This is a genomic window from Pseudomonas sp. NFACC42-2 (assembly GCF_900116055.1).
Taxonomy (GTDB): domain Bacteria; phylum Pseudomonadota; class Gammaproteobacteria; order Pseudomonadales; family Pseudomonadaceae; genus Aquipseudomonas; species Aquipseudomonas marginalis.
In genome coordinates this window covers 749,149-766,115 of the sequence record NZ_FOZO01000001.1, presented here as the reverse complement: position 1 = coordinate 766,115, position 16,967 = coordinate 749,149, and the positions used below count along the sequence as shown (strand labels likewise).

Annotated in this window: 11 protein-coding genes; 6 read left to right on the top strand and 5 right to left on the bottom strand. The window is 63.1% G+C overall.

Annotated features, from left to right (window positions below; all coding sequences use genetic code 11):
• The first annotated feature begins 1 nt into the window (after position 1).
• Positions 2 to 1,714 carry an ATP-binding protein gene (locus BM416_RS03360; protein ID WP_092485356.1) on the top strand — a complete coding sequence of 571 codons (1,713 nt, stop codon included), beginning with the start codon at positions 2 to 4 and terminating at the stop codon, positions 1,712 to 1,714.
• Positions 1,711 to 4,230 (top strand): excinuclease ABC subunit UvrA, encoded by a 2,520-nt coding sequence (uvrA, locus tag BM416_RS03355; RefSeq protein ID WP_092485353.1) that lies wholly within the window; start codon positions 1,711 to 1,713, stop codon positions 4,228 to 4,230. Before BM416_RS03360 ends, uvrA begins: the two co-directional genes overlap by 4 nt.
• A 50-nt stretch (positions 4,231 to 4,280) precedes the next feature.
• Here uvrA and tkt read toward each other — a convergent pair whose 3' ends face one another.
• Positions 4,281 to 6,344, bottom strand: a complete 2,064-nt coding sequence (gene tkt, locus BM416_RS03350; protein ID WP_092485350.1) for a transketolase — start codon at positions 6,342 to 6,344, stop codon at positions 4,281 to 4,283.
• A gap of 175 nt (positions 6,345 to 6,519) precedes the next feature.
• Here tkt and BM416_RS03345 point away from each other — a divergent pair, with 175 nt between their 5' ends.
• Positions 6,520 to 6,744 carry a DUF465 domain-containing protein gene (locus BM416_RS03345; RefSeq protein WP_027608652.1) on the top strand — a complete coding sequence of 75 codons (225 nt, stop codon included), beginning with the start codon at positions 6,520 to 6,522 and terminating at the stop codon, positions 6,742 to 6,744.
• 158 nt (positions 6,745 to 6,902) lie between these two features.
• Here the strand turns inward: BM416_RS03345 and BM416_RS03340 are convergent, their stop codons facing one another.
• A complete protein-coding gene (locus BM416_RS03340) occupies positions 6,903 to 8,279 on the bottom strand; it encodes a 2-oxoadipate dioxygenase/decarboxylase HglS (RefSeq protein WP_092485614.1) in 1,377 nt (458 codons plus the stop codon).
• A 288-nt stretch (positions 8,280 to 8,567) separates the two neighbouring features.
• Between BM416_RS03340 and BM416_RS03335 the strand changes: the two genes are divergently transcribed.
• Together BM416_RS03335 and BM416_RS03330 are read left to right on the top strand one after the other, a co-directional pair.
• On the top strand, positions 8,568 to 9,977 hold the full coding sequence (locus BM416_RS03335; RefSeq protein WP_092485347.1) for an OprD family outer membrane porin: 1,410 nt from the start codon (positions 8,568 to 8,570) through the stop codon (positions 9,975 to 9,977).
• Positions 9,978 to 10,046: 69 nt separating this feature from the next.
• Positions 10,047 to 12,722 (top strand): MGH1-like glycoside hydrolase domain-containing protein, encoded by a 2,676-nt coding sequence (locus BM416_RS03330; protein WP_092485344.1) that lies wholly within the window; start codon positions 10,047 to 10,049, stop codon positions 12,720 to 12,722.
• A 67-nt stretch (positions 12,723 to 12,789) separates the two neighbouring features.
• Here BM416_RS03330 and BM416_RS03325 read toward each other — a convergent pair whose 3' ends face one another.
• Both BM416_RS03325 and BM416_RS03320 read right to left on the bottom strand, forming a co-directional pair.
• Positions 12,790 to 13,104, bottom strand: coding sequence for an SCP2 sterol-binding domain-containing protein (locus BM416_RS03325; protein WP_005788868.1), 315 nt, complete (start codon positions 13,102 to 13,104; stop codon positions 12,790 to 12,792).
• Between the two features lie 56 nt (positions 13,105 to 13,160).
• On the bottom strand, positions 13,161 to 13,871 hold the full coding sequence (locus BM416_RS03320) for a histidine phosphatase family protein (RefSeq protein ID WP_092485341.1): 711 nt from the start codon (positions 13,869 to 13,871) through the stop codon (positions 13,161 to 13,163).
• A gap of 195 nt (positions 13,872 to 14,066) precedes the next feature.
• Between BM416_RS03320 and sohB the strand changes: the two genes are divergently transcribed.
• Positions 14,067 to 15,092 (top strand): protease SohB, encoded by a 1,026-nt coding sequence (gene sohB / locus BM416_RS03315; RefSeq protein WP_092485338.1) that lies wholly within the window; start codon positions 14,067 to 14,069, stop codon positions 15,090 to 15,092.
• Positions 15,093 to 15,429: 337 nt separating this feature from the next.
• On the opposite strand, the gene BM416_RS03310 is transcribed toward sohB, so the two are convergent.
• The gene (locus BM416_RS03310) at positions 15,430 to 16,938 is read right to left on the bottom strand and encodes an MFS transporter (protein ID WP_092485335.1); all 1,509 of its coding nucleotides are present in this window, start codon (positions 16,936 to 16,938) and stop codon (positions 15,430 to 15,432) included.
• Positions 16,939 to 16,967 lie beyond the last annotated feature (29 nt).

The following is a 16,967-nucleotide window of genomic DNA, read 5'->3' as shown; positions in this document are numbered from 1 at the left end:
GATGCAATTCTTATCCGACCCCCACGGCTGTGAAGGTTGGGCCGGCGAAATGGCCCAGCGCATTCGCGCATTTGACTGGTCAACCACCGACCTGGGACCCCTTGACCGCTGGTCCACCAGCCTCGCCTGTACCGTGCAGATGATGCTGGCATCCCCCGTGCCCATGGTGATGCTCTGGGGGCCGGCGGGGTACATGATCTACAACGACAGCTATTCGGTGTTTGCCGGTGGCCGCCATCCTTATTTGCTAGGCACGCCGGTGGAGCTGGGCTGGCCGGAAGTCGCCGACTTCAACCGCCATGTGGTGGACACCTGCCTGGCCGGCGGCACCTTGTCGTTCAACAACAAAGACCTGGTGCTGCTGCGCAACGGCCAGCCGGAAACGGTGTGGCTGGATCTCTATTACAGCCCCGTCGCCGGGGATAACCAGCAACCGGCCGGCGTGCTGGCGATTGTGGTGGAGACCACCGCCCACGTGCATTCCGAACGCGTGCGCCAGGAACTGACCCATAACCTGGAGCAGCGCGTGGCCGCCGAAGTCCAGGCGCGTTCCGCCGCCGAAGACCAACTGCGCCAGTCGCAAAAGCTCGAAGCCATTGGTGGCCTGACCGGTGGCGTGGCCCACGACTTCAATAACCTGCTGCAAGTGATCGCCGGCAACCTGCACCTGCTGGCCCGCCATGAACCGGAGAATGCCCAGGTGCAGCGGCGGGTCACGGCGGCCATTGCCGCGGTGGAGCGGGGCGCCAAACTGTCCTCGCAACTGCTGGCCTTTGCCCGGCGCCAACCGTTGTCACCGGCCGTGTACAACCCGCAGCGCATCTACGCCGGGCTGGGCGAACTGCTGCAACGTGCGTTGGGTGAAACCATTCATATCGACGTGCAGCTGCCCCAGGATTCCTGGTGCATCAACGTCGATCGCAACCAGTTGGAAAATGCGCTGCTCAACCTGGCGATCAACGCCCGCGACGCCATGAAAGGCGAAGGCGTGATTCGCATCACCGGCGAAAACATCATCCTCAACCCCAAGGATTGCCGCGGCAAAAGCATCAAGCCAGGCGAGTATGTGCGCCTGGCCGTCACCGACATTGGCGTGGGCATGCCGGCGGCGATCCTGTCGCGGGTGTTCGAGCCGTTTTTCACCACCAAGCGCGATGGCCACGGCACCGGCCTTGGCTTGAGCATGGTGTTTGGTTTTGTCCGCCAGAGCGGTGGGCATGTGGACGTGTGGAGCGAGGAGGGCAAGGGCACCGTGGTGCAAATGTACTTTCCGCGCAGCCTGGGCGAAGAGGCCCAGGAGACTCACCCAGAACCCGTGCCCCACGACATGGGCCAGGAGACCATCCTGGTGGTGGAGGACAACGAGGATGTGCGGGTGACCGTGGTGGACCTGCTCGAACAGGCAGGCTACACGGTGTTGACCGCCGAAGACGGCGACCGCGCGATGCAAGCCTTGCAGGACGGCGTGCGGCCCGACCTGATCTTCACCGATGTGGTGATGCCCGGCCGTATCAAAAGCACTGACCTGGCCGAGTGGGCCCGCGTCCAATCGCCGCCGGTGGCGGTGCTGTTCACCTCGGGGCACACCCGCGACATCCTCTCCAGCAATCACCTGCTCAGCGCTGACATTCATTTGCTGAGCAAACCCTACAGCCCCGAGGCCCTGACGCAACGGTTGCGCAGCGTGCTCACCGCCAGACAAGGTTGTTCATGACGTCACAGCGCAACATGCCTCCGATCACTGCCCAGCACCTTGGATTCGTAAAGGTGCGCGGCGCCCGCGAACACAACCTGAAGAACGTCGACGTGGACATTCCCCGGGATGCCCTGGTGGTGTTTACCGGCGTCTCCGGTTCGGGCAAATCGTCCCTGGCGTTTTCCACGGTGTATGCCGAGGCCCAGCGCCGCTATTTCGAATCGGTGGCGCCCTATGCACGGCGCCTGATCGATCAGGTCGGCGTGCCCGATGTCGACAGCATCGAAGGCCTGCCGCCTGCCGTGGCGTTGCAACAGCAGCGCGGCACCCCGAGTGCGCGTTCCTCAGTGGGCAGTGTGACCACCCTGTCGAGCCTGATCCGCATGCTGTATTCGCGTGCCGGCAGCTACCCGCCGGGACAGGCGATGCTGTATGCCGAGGACTTTTCGCCGAACCTGCCCCAGGGCGCGTGCCCGCAATGCCATGGCCTGGGCCGTGTGTATGAAGTGACCGAGGCGCTGATGGTGCCCGATCCGTCCCTGACCATCCGCCAGCGCGCGGTGGCGTCCTGGCCCCTGGCGTGGCAGGGCCAGAACCTGCGCGACATTCTCGTGACCCTGGGCTATGACGTGGATGTCCCCTGGCGCGACCTGCCGAAAAAGCAACGCGACTGGATCCTGTTCACCGAAGAAACCCCCACCGTGCCGGTGTATGCCGGTTTCACCCCCGAGCAGACCCGCGAAGCGCTGAAGCGCAAATTGGAGCCTAGCTATCAGGGCACCTTCAGCGGTGCGCGGCGCTACATCCTGCACACCTTCACCCACACCCAAAGCGCGCTGATGAAAAAGCGTGTGTCGCAGTTCATGCAGGGCAGCGCCTGCCCGTTGTGCGAGGGCAAGCGGCTGACCCGGGCGGCGCTGTCGGTGAAGTTTGCCGGGGTGGACATTGGCGAGTTGTCGCAACTGTCATTGACGCAATTGGCCACGTTGTTGCGGCCGGTGGCGGCGGGGCAGGACAAGATGAAGCTGTCGGTGGAAAAACGCCTGGCGGCCCAGCGCATTGCCGAGGATCTGCTGGAGCGGGTCAGTACCTTGATCGAATTGGGGTTGGGCTATCTGTCCCTGGAGCGCAGCACGCCGACCCTGTCGTCCGGGGAGTTGCAGCGCCTGCGCTTGGCCACGCAATTGGGTTCGCAATTGTTCGGGGTGATCTATGTGCTGGATGAACCCTCGGCAGGCCTGCACCCGGCGGATGGCGAAGCGTTGTTCAGCGCGCTCGAACGTTTGAAAGCGGCGGGCAATTCGTTATTCGTGGTGGAGCATGACCTGGAAACCATGCGCCGCGCCGACTGGTTGATCGATGTGGGCCCGGCCGCCGGCGAGCATGGCGGGCACGTGCTGTACAGCGGGCCACCGGCCGGTCTGGCGGACGTTGAGGCGTCGCAGACCCGGGCCTATCTGTTCGCCGACAAGCGCCCTGGGAACCCGGCGCGCCGTGAACCCAGCGGCTGGCTGAGCCTGGAAGGCGTGACGCGCAATAACCTCAAGGACCTGAGCGTGGATGTCCCGTTGGGCTGCTTTACGGCGGTCACCGGTATTTCCGGCTCGGGCAAGTCCAGCCTGGTCAGCCAGGCGCTGCTGGAACTGGTGGGCAGCGGCCTCGGCAGCCGGGTGGAAAACGACGAAGAGCCGAGCCTGGAAGACGACGCCCCGCAAATCAGCGGCGGGCGCATCAGTGCCGGCCTGGAGCACATTCGCCGCCTGGTGCAGGTGGACCAGAAACCCATCGGCCGCACCCCGCGTTCCAACCTGGCGACCTACACCGGTTTGTTCGACAACGTGCGCAAGTTGTTCGCCGCCACGCCAGCGGCGAAGAAGCGCGATTACGACGCCGGGCAGTTCTCCTTCAACGTCGCCAAGGGCCGTTGCCCGAACTGCGAAGGCGAGGGCTTTGTCAGCGTCGAATTGCTGTTCATGCCCAGCGTCTACGCACCGTGCCCGACCTGCCACGGCGCGCGCTACAACCCTGAAACCCTGGCCGTCAAATGGCAAGGCCTGAGCATCGCCCAGGTGCTGGGGCTGACCGTGGAACAATCGGTGGATGTGTTCGCCGAGCAACCTGGGGTACTGCGTTCACTGCACGTGCTGCGGGATATCGGCCTGGGTTACCTGCGCCTTGGGCAGCCGGCGACGGAACTGTCCGGTGGCGAAGCGCAACGCATCAAACTGGCCACCGAACTGCAACGCAATGCCCGGGGCGCGACCTTGTATGTGCTGGACGAACCCACCACCGGGCTGCACCCACGGGACGTCGACCGCCTGCTCAGCCAGCTCAATCAACTGGTGGATGGGGGGCATACGGTGGTCGTGGTGGAACATGAAATGCGTGTGGTGGCCCAGAGTGACTGGGTGATCGACATCGGACCGGGAGCCGGGGACCTGGGCGGCAAGGTGGTTGCCAGTGGGACACCGCAGAAGGTGGCCAAAAACAAAACCAGCCGCACCGCGCCATTCCTGGCCCGAGAGCTGCTCTAACAAGCGATGAGATCCAAATGTGGGAGGGGCTTGCCCCCTCCCACATTTGCTCAGCGTTGCGTCAGTTGGATCTGCGCTTTGGCCTGCTTCACCACATTCTCAACCGTAAACCCGAACTGCTCCTGCAACTTCGCCAGCGGCGCCGACGCGCCGAAGCTGTTCATCACCACCTTGGCGCCGGTCTGGCCGACATAGCGGTCCCAGCCCAAGGGGCCGGCCTGTTCCACCACTACCCGGGCCTTCACTGCCGGCGGTAACACGCTGTCGCGGTAGGCCTGGTCCTGGTCTTCGAACAGTTCCCAGCTGGGCATTGAAACCACCTGCGCGGCAATCCCTTCGTTTTTCAACTGCTCATACGCCGCGACCGCCAGGCTGACTTCACTGCCGCTCGCCAGCAGAATCACCTGAGGCTCATCTGCCCTCGCCAGCACATAGGCGCCCTTGGCCGCCCCCGATGCCGCCGCGTACTTCGTACGATCCAGCGTCGGCAGGGGCTGGCGGGACAGTATCACGCAACTTGGCCGGTGGGTCTGCGCCAGCGCGACCTTCCACACTTCCAGGGTTTCATTCGCGTCGCCGGGGCGCAGGGACAGCAACCCCGGCGTGGCGCGCAGTTGGGTCAGGTGTTCGATGGGCTGGTGGGTCGGCCCATCTTCGCCCACGCCAATCGAGTCATGGGTAAACACGAACACCACCGGCAGCTCCATGATCGCGGCCAGGCGGATCGGCGGTTTCATGTAGTCGCTGAACACCAGGAATGTCGAGGTGTACGGCCGCAGGTAGGACAGCGCCATGCCGTTGGCAATCGCGCCCATGGCGTGTTCGCGGATGCCGAAGTGCAGGTTGCGCCCGCTGTAGTCGTCGGCACTGAAACGCCCGGCACCGTCGAAGGTGAGGTTGGTCTTGGTCGACGGCGACAGGTCCGCCGAGCCGCCGAGCAGCCACGGGATCTGCCGGGCAAAGGCATTCAGCACTTCGCCACCGGCGGCACGGCTGGCCACGCCCTTGGCGTCGGGGTCGAAACCGGGCAGGTCATCCTGCCAATGCTCCGGCATTTCGCCGGCACGCATGCGGCGCAGCTCTTCGGCCAGTTGCGGCTCGTGCTGCTGCAACTGCGCCAGGCTGTGCTGCCAGGCGTCATACAACGGCTGGCTGCGCTCCAGCAGGGCGTCACGCAACACCGTGCGGGCCTCATCGGGGACCAGGAAGCTGGAATCCTGCGGCCAGCCATACGCGGCCTTGGTCAGGCGGATTTCCTCATCGCCCAACGGCTCGCCATGGGCGGCGGCGGTGTTGTGTTTGTGTGGCGAACCGTAGCCGATCACGCTGTCGACCACGATCAGGGTCGGCGCGCCGGTGTTGCGCTTGAAGGTGTTGAGCGCCTCGCTCAAGGCCTGCAAATCATTCGCGTCGGTGACGTGCACGGTGTGCCAGCCATAGGCCTGGAAGCGCTTGATCACGTCTTCGCTGAAGGCCAGCTCGGTGTGGCCTTCGATGCTGATGGTGTTGTTGTCGTAGATCCAGCAGAGGTTATCCAGCTTCAGGTGCCCGGCCATGGACGCGGCTTCACTGCTGATGCCTTCCATCATGTCGCCGTCGCCGCACAGGGTGTAGACGTTGTAGTCGAACAGCACCTGGCCGTCGCGGTTGAAGCGCTTGCCCAGCCAGCGCTCGGCCATGGCCATGCCGACGCTGTTGGCGCAGCCCTGGCCCAGCGGCCCGGTGGTGGTTTCCACACCGGTGGTCATGCGGTACTCGGGGTGGCCGGGGGTCTTGGAACTCATCTGGCGGAACTGCTTGATATCGTCCAGGCTGATCGCCGGTTGCCCCGAACGTTTGCCGTGGGCATCGATCTCGACCACACCGGCCAGGTGCAGCAGCGAGTACAGCAGCATCGACGCATGCCCCACCGACAACACAAAGCGGTCACGGTTGGGCCAGTCGGGATGCTCGGGGTGGTAACGCAGGAAGCGGCTCCACAGCGTATACCCCACCGGAGCCAGGCCCATGGGCGTGCCGGGGTGGCCGGAGTTGGCCTTCTGCACGGCGTCCATGGCCAGGGTGCGCAGGGTGTTGATGCATTGGGTGTCGACAGCGGTGGCAGCATGAGTCATGAAACCGTTCTCCCTCGGGTGGCGATCTACAGTGGAGGGCGGGGTGTGGCAAAGGTTTGATCCCATTGCCCGCGCCGCGACGAACGGGGATGGATTGACCCTGAACATGACAAGACCGGCTGGAATGGGCTAGCTTCAAGGGGGTAAGCCATTGATCAACATGCGGAGGTACGCCATGCCAGTGAAACACGACCTGTATCAGGATTTGGGGTTGAGCAAGGAAGCCGTTCACGAACGCAGGGCGAACGACAAGCGCCTGGACTCGCTGTTCACTCAATACGATGCGGCCGATGGGGAGGTGCTGAAGGCGGAATCGGCCAAGGCCAGCGATGAGGAGGTGGAGAAGCTGAAGAAGAAACGCCTGTTGGTCAAAGACGAGATCGTGGGGCGTTTGGGTTAAGCGCAACACTGCGCCTGTCATAGCGGGCGCAGATTTTTTCAGAATTGCCTGAAAGACATCTCTGCGCCGCCTGCCTATGATCCCGCTCGCCCACCCGGCCCTGGGGACTGTTGCGGCGCAAGGATTGCGCCGGTGAGCCGGGTGGGCACTTTCCGTTTCTACACCAGCAGTGCCCGGGTGCATTCATCTATGGAGCGCTGCTGCGTCTCGCCATACACCTTCAATTCATCGACAGTCGTGCGCCCCAGGGCCTTCTCGAATTCGGCCTGGTTCGAATTGGCCGCGTAGTGACTCTGCGCCCCATCCCCCAGGTTCGACTGGAAAATCCCCGCCGCACTCACCGGCAGGAAATCCTCATACACCAAGGGTTCGACAGCCACATGGCCGGCGGCGACCAGTGCCTCCAGTGTGCGCGGTTGATCGGCCTGGCCGCGTGCCGCCAGGCCTTTCTCCGTGGCGAAGTAGCGGAAGTAGGCGAGGCCCTGTTCACGCATCTGCCCGTGGTTATCCGGGAAGGCCTGGAAGTGCTGCTCCATCAACTGCATGTAGCGCGCGGCATTGCCCTCGTTGGGGAAGGCGCCCAGTTCGTCGCGCGCGGCATTCAGCAGTTGGTCGTACAGCGCGCGGCCCTTGGGCGTCAGCGCCACGCCACGCTGTTCGATTTCGCCGAAACGCGCGCTGTGGCTGCCCTGGGCATCGGTGAAGGCGATGGGTTCGTCGAGGGCCTTGAAGCTGGTCTGGCGCAACAGGATCGGGCACTGGCGGCGAGGCGGCCCTTCGATCACGGCCTTGGGGGTGATGCCCTTGCCGGGCATGGCGGCCTGGACCTGGTCGATGTCCAGGGTGCGCGGGGTCAGATGGTTGATGTGCGGGCCCTTGAAGGCCACCACGTCGGCGATCAGGCGGTGCTGGTCGCTGAGTTGCTGGTACTGCGCGGCGGTCACGGTCGCGGTGTGGTGCCAGCGGAAGGTTTCCAGGGCCTGGCGCACAAACTCATCGGCATCCGCAGCGTTGAGGCCACCGTCCTTCTCCGCTTGTTCGATCAGCGCCAGGGCGCCGGGAGTGAATATCGAGCGCTTGGCCAGGGCGGTTTCGGCAAACCCCCGCAGCTCGGGGTTTTCGATCAGCTCCAGACGCAGCAATGAGGTAAACACGCGAAACGGGCTGGTCTGCAGCGCGCTTTCGTGCACGGCGCGGAACGCCGTGGAATGCACCGGCACGCCGGCGGGGGTCAGGTCGTAGTAACCCACCGGCTGCATGCCCATCACCGCGAACAGGCGGCCGATGGTCGCCAGTTCCGCCGCGGTGCCGAGGCGGATGGCGCCATGGCGTTCCATGTCCAGGCGCTGGATCTCGCCGGTGCGTTGCAGCTGTTGCGCCAGGCCCGGTTCGCTGGCGAGTACGCGGGCGTTGGTGGCGGCGACCAGCTCCATCAGTGCGCCATACAGCGGAACTTCATCTCGGTACATGTCGGACATGGCCTTGGAAAAGCCCTTGCGGATCTCGTCGGGGCTGACATGTGCGGTGCTGTGCATAGAAAAATTCCTGATCACGATGCTGATGGGCGCGGCCGATACCTGGATTTTGTTGAGCTGTGGGCGGGCGTGCAAACGAAGAATCCTCTGGACTTCATTCTGCAAATGAATGAAATGACGTGAATATGACAAAAAACGGCGGCAGGGAAATTTCATTTTCCAGGCCCTTTTCTAAAGAAAGCTTCACGAGGTCCGCCCTGGCCGGCATGAAAGAATCGTCACGTTTGCAGAGCCGACAGTGGGTTTGCACGCCAAACACGATAAAAAAACATTCAGGGGCCGCAGTTAATGAAAATTTCTACACTGGCGCTGTCGATCACCGCCGCCGTTCTTGCACAACAGGCTTACGCTGATGACTTCGGGCTCGGCGCGCTGGGCACAGGCAATGGCCACAGCGGCTTTCTCGAAGACAGCCATGCGTCCGTCAGTTCGCGGACCATGTACTACAGCGCAGATAACCGCTCGGGCACCAACAACGACTTGCGCGAAGCAGCCACCGCGCTGCGTTTCGACTATAAATCCGGCTTCACCCAAGGCACCGTTGGCCTGGGTTTCGACGTGATGGCCTTCGGCGCCCTGCGCCTGGACGGCGGCGATGGTCACACTGCGGGCCCGGGCCTGGCGGGTAATGGCAACAGCTTCTTCCCGACCAAAAACAACGGCACCGAGCCGGCCGATGCCTTCGGTCGCGCGGCCGGCAACGTGAAGTTCCGCATTTCCCAGACCGAGTTGCATGTCGGTGGTGGCCTGGCGCCGGTGCTGCCGATCCTGGTCTCCAACGACAGCCGCGTGGCGCCGCAAACCTTTGACGGCGGCATCCTCACTTCCAGCGACATTCCCAACGTCACCTTCACCGGTGGTGAGCTGAACCGCGCCGAAGGCCGTGCCTCCAGCAACTCCACGGGCTTGAGCGTGGCCGGCGGTACGCGCGACAGCGACAGCTTCAAATTCGGTGGGGTGGACTACAAGCCGTTTGGTTCGTCCGACAACACCATCGCAAAAAACCTGACGTTGCAGTACTACTACGCCCAGTTGCAGGACTTCTACAAACAGAACTACGTCGGCCTGGTCCACGTGCTGCCCCTGGGCAACGACCAGTCGTTCAAGACCGACCTGCGTTACTTCGATAGCAGCAGCGACGGCAAGAATGGCGAGAGTGGCTACCAGTTCAACAACAACGGCGGCTACGCCAAGCACGCCAACGAAGTGGACAACAAAACCTACAGTGCCGCGTTCACCTACCAACTGGGCGGCAGCAGCCTGATGCTCGGCCACATTGGCGTGGGTGACGATGGTGGTTTTGTCTGGGTCAACCAGGGCAGCCTTGCCGACCCGCATGCCCAAGGTGCCGGCGGCAGCGACTTCTACCTGTTCACCGATGCGGTGGTGGGCCAGTTCTCCCGGGCGGGCGAGCAGGTCAACTTCGGGCAGTATGCGTATGACTTCAAGGCCTACGTGCCGGGCCTGAAAGCGTCCGTGGCCTACCTGGACGGTACGGATATCAAGTCGAAGGTCGCCGGTGGTCCTGACCAGAAAGAAAACGAAACCGACTTCCGCCTGGACTACGTGGTGCAGGCCGGTCCTCTGAAAGGCTTCGGTACCACCTTGCGTACCGGCACCTATCACGGCAAAAACACCGGCACCGCCGACCAGGACCAGACCCGCCTGATCTTCAACTACACGTACGCCATCTTCTAAGTCTTCATGTGCACCCGGGCGTCATTGGGCTCTACACTGCTCCTCACCTGGTAGGCGATGGAGGACCCGATGACGGCCACACCCGACACCCGAATACTGGACACGATCGAAGGCCAACGCCTGGCGACGCCGCAGGCCGAGCGTTGGCGCGAGTGGGGCCCCTACCTGAGCGAACGCCAATGGGGCACGGTGCGCGAAGACTACAGCGCCGACGGCGATGCCTGGGCTTACTTCCCCCATGAACATGCACGCAGCCGCGCCTACCGCTGGGGCGAGGATGGCCTGGCCGGCTTCAGCGACAAGGCGCAACGCTGGTGCCTGGGCCTGGCCCTGTGGAACGAGCGCGACGCGATCCTCAAGGAACGCCTGTTCGGCCTGAATAACGCCGAGGGCAACCACGGTGAAGACGTCAAGGAGTTGTACTTTTTCGTCGACGGTGTGCCCAGCCATGCCTATATGCGCATGCTCTACAAATACCCCCATGCGGCCTTTCCCTACGCCGACCTGATCGCCGAAAACGCCCGGCGTGGGCTGGGCGATGCCGAGTACGAGATCCTTGATACCGGCGTGTTCGAAGACAACCGCTACTGCGACGTCAGCGTCGAATACGCCAAGCACCAGCCCGACGATATTTTCATGCGCGTCACCGTGCACAACCGCTCGCAGCAGCCGACGCGCCTGCAGGTGCTGCCGCAGCTGTGGGCGCGCAATGACTGGAGCTGGACCTCGGATGTGCCCAAGCCGCAGTTGAGGCTGGACGGCGAACACGTGCTGGCCCGTCATCATGCACTGCCCGATCTGCGCCTCAGCGCCTGGGGGCAGGAGAGTGTGGAATGGCTGTTCTGTGAAAACGAGAGCAACTTCCCGCGACTGGGCGGGCAACCGGCGCCGGGGCCTTTCAAGGACGGGATCAACGATTATGTGGTTGAAGGGCTGGACGCTGCGATTCGCCGCGACACCGGTACCAAGGTGGCCGCGCGCTTTATCCTTGAGCTGGCGGGGCTGCAAAGCAAAAGCCTTTACCTGCGCCTTGCGCCCGTGGACGCGCCCGAGGTCAACGCGCGCAAACTGTTTGAACGGCGGCGCCAGGAGGCCGATGACTTCTACGCCGCCTTGCAGCAAGGCATTGCCGATGACGACGCACGCAATGTGCAGCGCCAGGCCCTGGCCGGCTTGCTGTGGTCCAAGCAGCTCTACTATTTCGATGTGAACCAGTGGCTCGACGGCGACCCGGCCCAGCCCGCGCCACCGCCCGAGCGCCTGCATATCCGCAATACCCATTGGCGGCACCTGTCCAACTTCGACATCCTGTCCATGCCCGACACCTGGGAATACCCGTGGTACGCCTCCTGGGACCAGGGTTTCCAGGCGGTGGCGTTTGCCCTGATCGATCCGGGGTATGCCAAGCAACAGTTGTTGTTGCTGGTGAAGGACCGCTTCATGCACCCCAACGGCCAGCTGCCGGCCTATGAATGGCGTTTCGACGACGCCAACCCACCGGTGCATGCCTGGGCCAGCTGGCGCGTGTACCAGCAGGACAAGGCGCTGACCGGTGTGGGCGACCTGGATTTCCTCGAGCGGATCTTCCACAAGCTGCTGCTGAATTTTTCCTGGTGGGTCAACCGCAAGGACGCCGAGGGTCGCAACCTGTTCCAGGGCGGCTTCCTGGGGCTGGACAATATCGCCTTGTTCGACCGCTCGGCCGCGTTGCCGCCGGGTTATCAGCTCGATCAGGCCGACGGCACCGCCTGGGTGGCGGCGTATGCACTGGACTTGATGCGCATCGGCCTGGAGTTGGCCAAGCGCAATGTCGTGTACGTCGATATTGCCGTGAAGTTTTTCGAGCACTTCCTGTATATCGCCGGCGCCATCAACCGCGTCGATGACAGCGCTGAAGGCCTGTGGGACGAGCAGGACCTGTTCTTCTACGACGTACTGCACCGTCCCGACGGCCAGAACGAGCCGGTGCGCCTGCGCTCCATTGTCGGCCTGATGCCGTTGTTTGCCGTGCTGGTGCTGGAGCAGCGTGAACACGAGGGGCTGGAAGGGTTGCGTGAACGGCTGTTGGGGTTCATGCATCACCGGCCGGACCTGGCCAAACTGGTGTCGCGCTGGAACGAACCGGGGCAGGGCAATCGCCTGTTGCTGGCGCTGTTGCGTGGCGAGCGCACCAAGGATTTGCTGCGGCGCATGCTCGATGATGACGAATTCCTCTCGGCCTTTGGCGTGCGCTCCCTGTCCAAGGCGTTCGCCGAGCAGCCATTGGCGTTGAAGATGAATGGCGACACCCTGTGCGCCCGTTACCAGCCGGGTGAATCCGACTCGCGCCTGTACGGCGGCAACTCCAATTGGCGCGGGCCCTTGTGGATGCCGGTGAACTACATGCTGATTGAATCGCTGCGCGAATTTCACCGCTACTACGCGGACAACTTCTCGGTGGAATACCCCACGGGCAGCGGGTATCTGGCATCCCTGGAGGACGTGGCCGACAGCCTCAGCCAGCGGTTGACCCGCCTGTTTCTGCGGGATGAAAACGGTTCACGACCGTCGATGGCGGGGTATGCGCAGTTGGAGGCGGACCCGGCCAGTCGTGACCTGGTGTTGTTCCATGAGTATTTCCATGGCGAGACGGGGCGGGGGTTGGGGGCTTCGCACCAGACCGGATGGAGTGCGTTGGTGGCGTTGCTGCTACAGCCCAAATGTGGGAGGGGGCTCGCCCCCGATAGCGGTGGATCAGTCAACTGATGACGCGACTGACAAACCGCCATCGGGAGCAAGCCCCCTCCCACAGAGATTCAGGGTTGCCCGTGAATCAGGAAGGGAACAGTTCGCTCAGCTTCATGGCCAGCATCATGTCGCCTTCGGTGCGCAGCTTGCCGCCCATGAAGGCCTGCATGCCGTCGGTGGAACCGTCGACGATGCCCTCCAGGGTCTCGCTGTCCATGACCAGGGTCACTTGGGCGTCCGGGTTTTCGCCTTCCTGCAGTTCACAGGTCTTGTCTTTGACCACCAGGGAAAAGTTCTTGGTGTCGTCGATACGGAAACCGAACACCAGGTCCAAGCCTTCGGCAGCGCTTGGGTTGAATTTGGCTTTCATTGCTTCTACAGCTTTAGCTACGTCAGTCATGGTTTCGATCCTTTTATGGTGAGTCCAGTGACCTTGGGGTCACGGTTGGCCGCACTTCATCGGAAGGTGATGAGTTGCGGCGCCTTCAACAGTTGCAAGTGGGTGTGACTGTTGAAGGAAGCCAGTGCCACCTCGCGACCGCGGAATTTCAGCTGGTTGAGCGAGGTGTTAACAATTTGCCAGTTCAGTTCGAAGGCCTGGGCGGCAGGCATCCGGGTAATCAGGTGGAGCAGGGCGGTGATGGTGCCGCCGGAGGTGAACACCGCGATCTTCTGCGTGTTGTCCGCTGCTTCCAGAATGCGTTGCAGGCCACCCTGGACGCGCTCGACGAACCCCAGCCAGCTTTCCAGCCCCGCGGGGTCATAGGTGCCGGCCAGCCAGCGCTCGATGATCAGGGCGAAGATGCGTTGGAACTCGCTGCGGTTTTGCGCGGCGTTGCGCAGGATGTCCAGGGCGTCGGGTTCGCTGCCGAGCAGGTCGGGGAGCAGGGCGCGGATGATCGCGTCGGCGTCGAATTCGTTGAAGGCGCTGTCGGTTTCCAATGCAGGTACCGGCAGGCCGAGGCTGCTGTATTGATCGAAGGCGGCAGTGGCGGTGTGCTGCTGGCGGCGCAGGTCGCCGGCGATGCAGCGGTCGAACACCAGGCCCATATCCGCCAGGTGGCGGCCGAGCACTTGCGCTTGTTCCACGCCGACGGGCGACAGCACGTCATAGTCGTCTGCACCGAAGGAGGCCTGGCCATGTCGAATCAAATAGATGCTGCCCACGTCCGTTTTCCCGGTACGTTGAAAGTCTGGCGAGGTTATGAGGATGCCAAGGTGCTGTCAATGAAAAAACATACGCTTGTTTTAAAAGCTCGTTGGAGCGCGTTCCTGCTGGCGGTTTGAGCACTGGCCGCCCGGCGATCCCGTCGGTATGCTTGGGCAATCCGCGCCTGGCGCCGTGCATTGTTAAGGAGACACATGGATTTTTTGGCTGAATACGCGAGCTTTCTGGCGAAGACCGTCACCCTGGTGGTCGCTATTCTGGTGGTCTTGATCAGCTTCGCGGCACTGCGCAGCAAAGGGCGTCGCAAAGCCGCCGGCCAACTGCAGGTCAGCAAGCTCAATGACTTCTATAAAGGCCTGCGTGAGCGCCTGGAGTCGAGCCTGCTCGACAAGGAGCAGCTCAAGGCCCTGCGCAAGTCCGAAAGCAAAGCCGAAAAGAAGAACAGCAAGAAGAAGCCCGAAGCAAAGCCAAGGGTGTTCGTGCTGGATTTCGACGGCGATATCAAGGCCTCGGCCACCGAGAGCCTGCGCCATGAAATCACCGCGCTGCTGAGCCTGGCCACGCCCAAGGACGAAGTGGTGCTGCGCCTGGAAAGCGGCGGCGGCATGGTCCACAGCTACGGCCTGGCGTCGTCGCAACTGGCGCGTATCCGTCAGGCGGGCGTGCCGTTGACCGTGTGCATCGACAAGGTCGCGGCCAGCGGCGGCTACATGATGGCGTGCATCGGCGAGAAGATCATCAGCGCACCGTTTGCCATCCTCGGCTCCATTGGCGTGGTGGCGCAGCTACCCAATGTCAACCGCCTGCTGAAAAAGCACGACATCGACTTTGAAGTGCTGACCGCCGGCGAGTACAAGCGCACCCTCACGGTGTTTGGCGAAAACACCGAGAAAGGCCGCGAGAAGTTCCAGGAAGACCTGGACATCACCCATCAGTTGTTCAAGAACTTCGTCTCCCGTTATCGCCCACAGCTGGCGATTGACGACGTAGCGACCGGGGAGGTGTGGCTGGGCGTTGCAGCGCTGGATAAGCAACTGGTCGACGAACTGCAAACCAGCGACGAATACCTGGCCACCAAGGCCAAGACCGCCGAAGTGTTCCACCTGCACTATGCCGAGCGTAAAAGCCTGCAGGAACGGGTGGGCCTGGCGGCCAGCGGCTCGGTCGACCGGGTGCTGCTGACCTGGTGGAACCGCCTGACCCAGCAACGCTTCTGGTAAGCCCCTTTGAGGTATAGGTAATACCTGTGGGAGGGGGCTTGCCCCCGATGGCGGTGGGTCAGTCACAGTTGCATTTACTGACACACCCTCATAGGGGCATAGGTATCTACACAACGTTGGCTCAACGCTGAACGCCCGGCAGATAGGGCTGTTGTGGTGAGCGGGCTTGTCCCGCGTTGGGCTGCGAAGCAGCCCCAAAACATAGTCCCGGAGCTGCCTGGCACACTGCAGCGCTCTTATTGGGGCTGCTGCGCAGCCCAACGCGGGGCAAGCCCGCTCGCCACAGTTACAGTGTTCCTCCTTAACTGACTGGTATTAGGGCAAGCCCCCTCCCACATTAGTTCGGTGTGGGAGGGGGCTTGCGCATCAGCCTCCCCACCACCAGCGCTCCGAGCAATCCCAATAACCCTGCCACCCACAACACCCCGCTGAACCCGTCCACAAACGCCTGCCGCGCCAGCGGTTGCACCATCGCCCGTGCCGGCTCCGGCAACAAGCCCATTGCCGCCGGCATATCCCCGGCCACCACCCGTGAAGCAATCCCCGCCGCCTGCGCCTGCCATTGCGTGTCGATACGTGCGCGCAACACGTGCTCGCTGTGGCTGCTCAGCAGTGCGCCATACACACCAATCGCCAACATGATCGCGCTGAACCGCATGGTGGTGCTCATGCCCGACGCCATCCCCGCACGGTCCCGTGGCACGCAGGCCATGATGTTTTTCTGGGTATCGCCATTGAGCAAACCGGCACCGGCACCGGTGACGGCAATCGCCAGGGCGAAGGGCAGGTAGCCGCCGATATCCACCGCCCAGGCACTTAGCAGGTTGCCGCAGCCCACCAGGGTCAACCCGGTTGCCATCATCGTTGCCGGTGCGAAGCGCCCCGCCAGCCGCGCGCCGATCCGGGGACAGATCAGCATGGTCAGGGCGAACGGCAGCATGCCCAGCCCAGAGGCAATCGCGGAGAAACCCAGGCCGTTCTGCAGATAGAACGGCAGCAACGTCATCATCACCTGGGCGCAGCCGGCGTAGGCAAACATCCCGAGCAAGGCGCCGATAAAACGCGGGTGGCGAAACAGTTGCAGGTCCACCATGGGCCGCTGCTGCACACGTTCGATCCCTGCAAACGCACCCAGCAACACCGCACCGCCGATCAGGCGTGCATAGGTCAGCGGGTTATCCCAGCCGATACGGTTGGCCTCGATCAGGCCCCAGATCAGGCACAACAGGCTTGCGCTGAAGGCCAGGCTGCCCCATGGGTCGAGGCGGGCGGATTGGCTATCGCGGGATTCCGGAATGGCGTGCAGCACCAGGCTCATCAGCGCCAGGCCCACGGGCAGGTTGAGGTAGAAAATCCAGCGCCAGCCCAGGTACTCGGTGATCACGCCGCCCAGGGTCGGTGCGGCCGTCATCGCCACGCCCATGCAGGCGCCCCAGAACGCCCAGGCCTTGGCCCGCTCGACTTCATCGTGGAAGGTATGGCCAATGGAGGCCAGGGCTGACGTGAGCAATAACGCTGCACCGACGCCCTTGACCGCGCGGGCGATATCCAGCCACAACGCACTCGGCGCCGCCCCGCAGCCAAGGGAGGCGAGGATAAAAATACTCAGGCCCCAGACCAGGGATTTCTTGCGCCCGAACCGATCGGCCAGGCTGCCGGCCGGCAGGAGCAAGGCGGCAAACGCCAGCATGTAGGCGCTGACCACCCATTCGATATCGGCAAAGTTCGCCCCCAGGTCGCGAGCGATGCTCGGCAGGGTCACGGCGACGATATTGGTGTCGAGCACGATCAGCGAGCAGACGCCGGACGCGGTCAGCAACGTCAGGCGTGGGCTGACCCGACTCATGATTGGATTACCTTGCAGGCAATATGAGG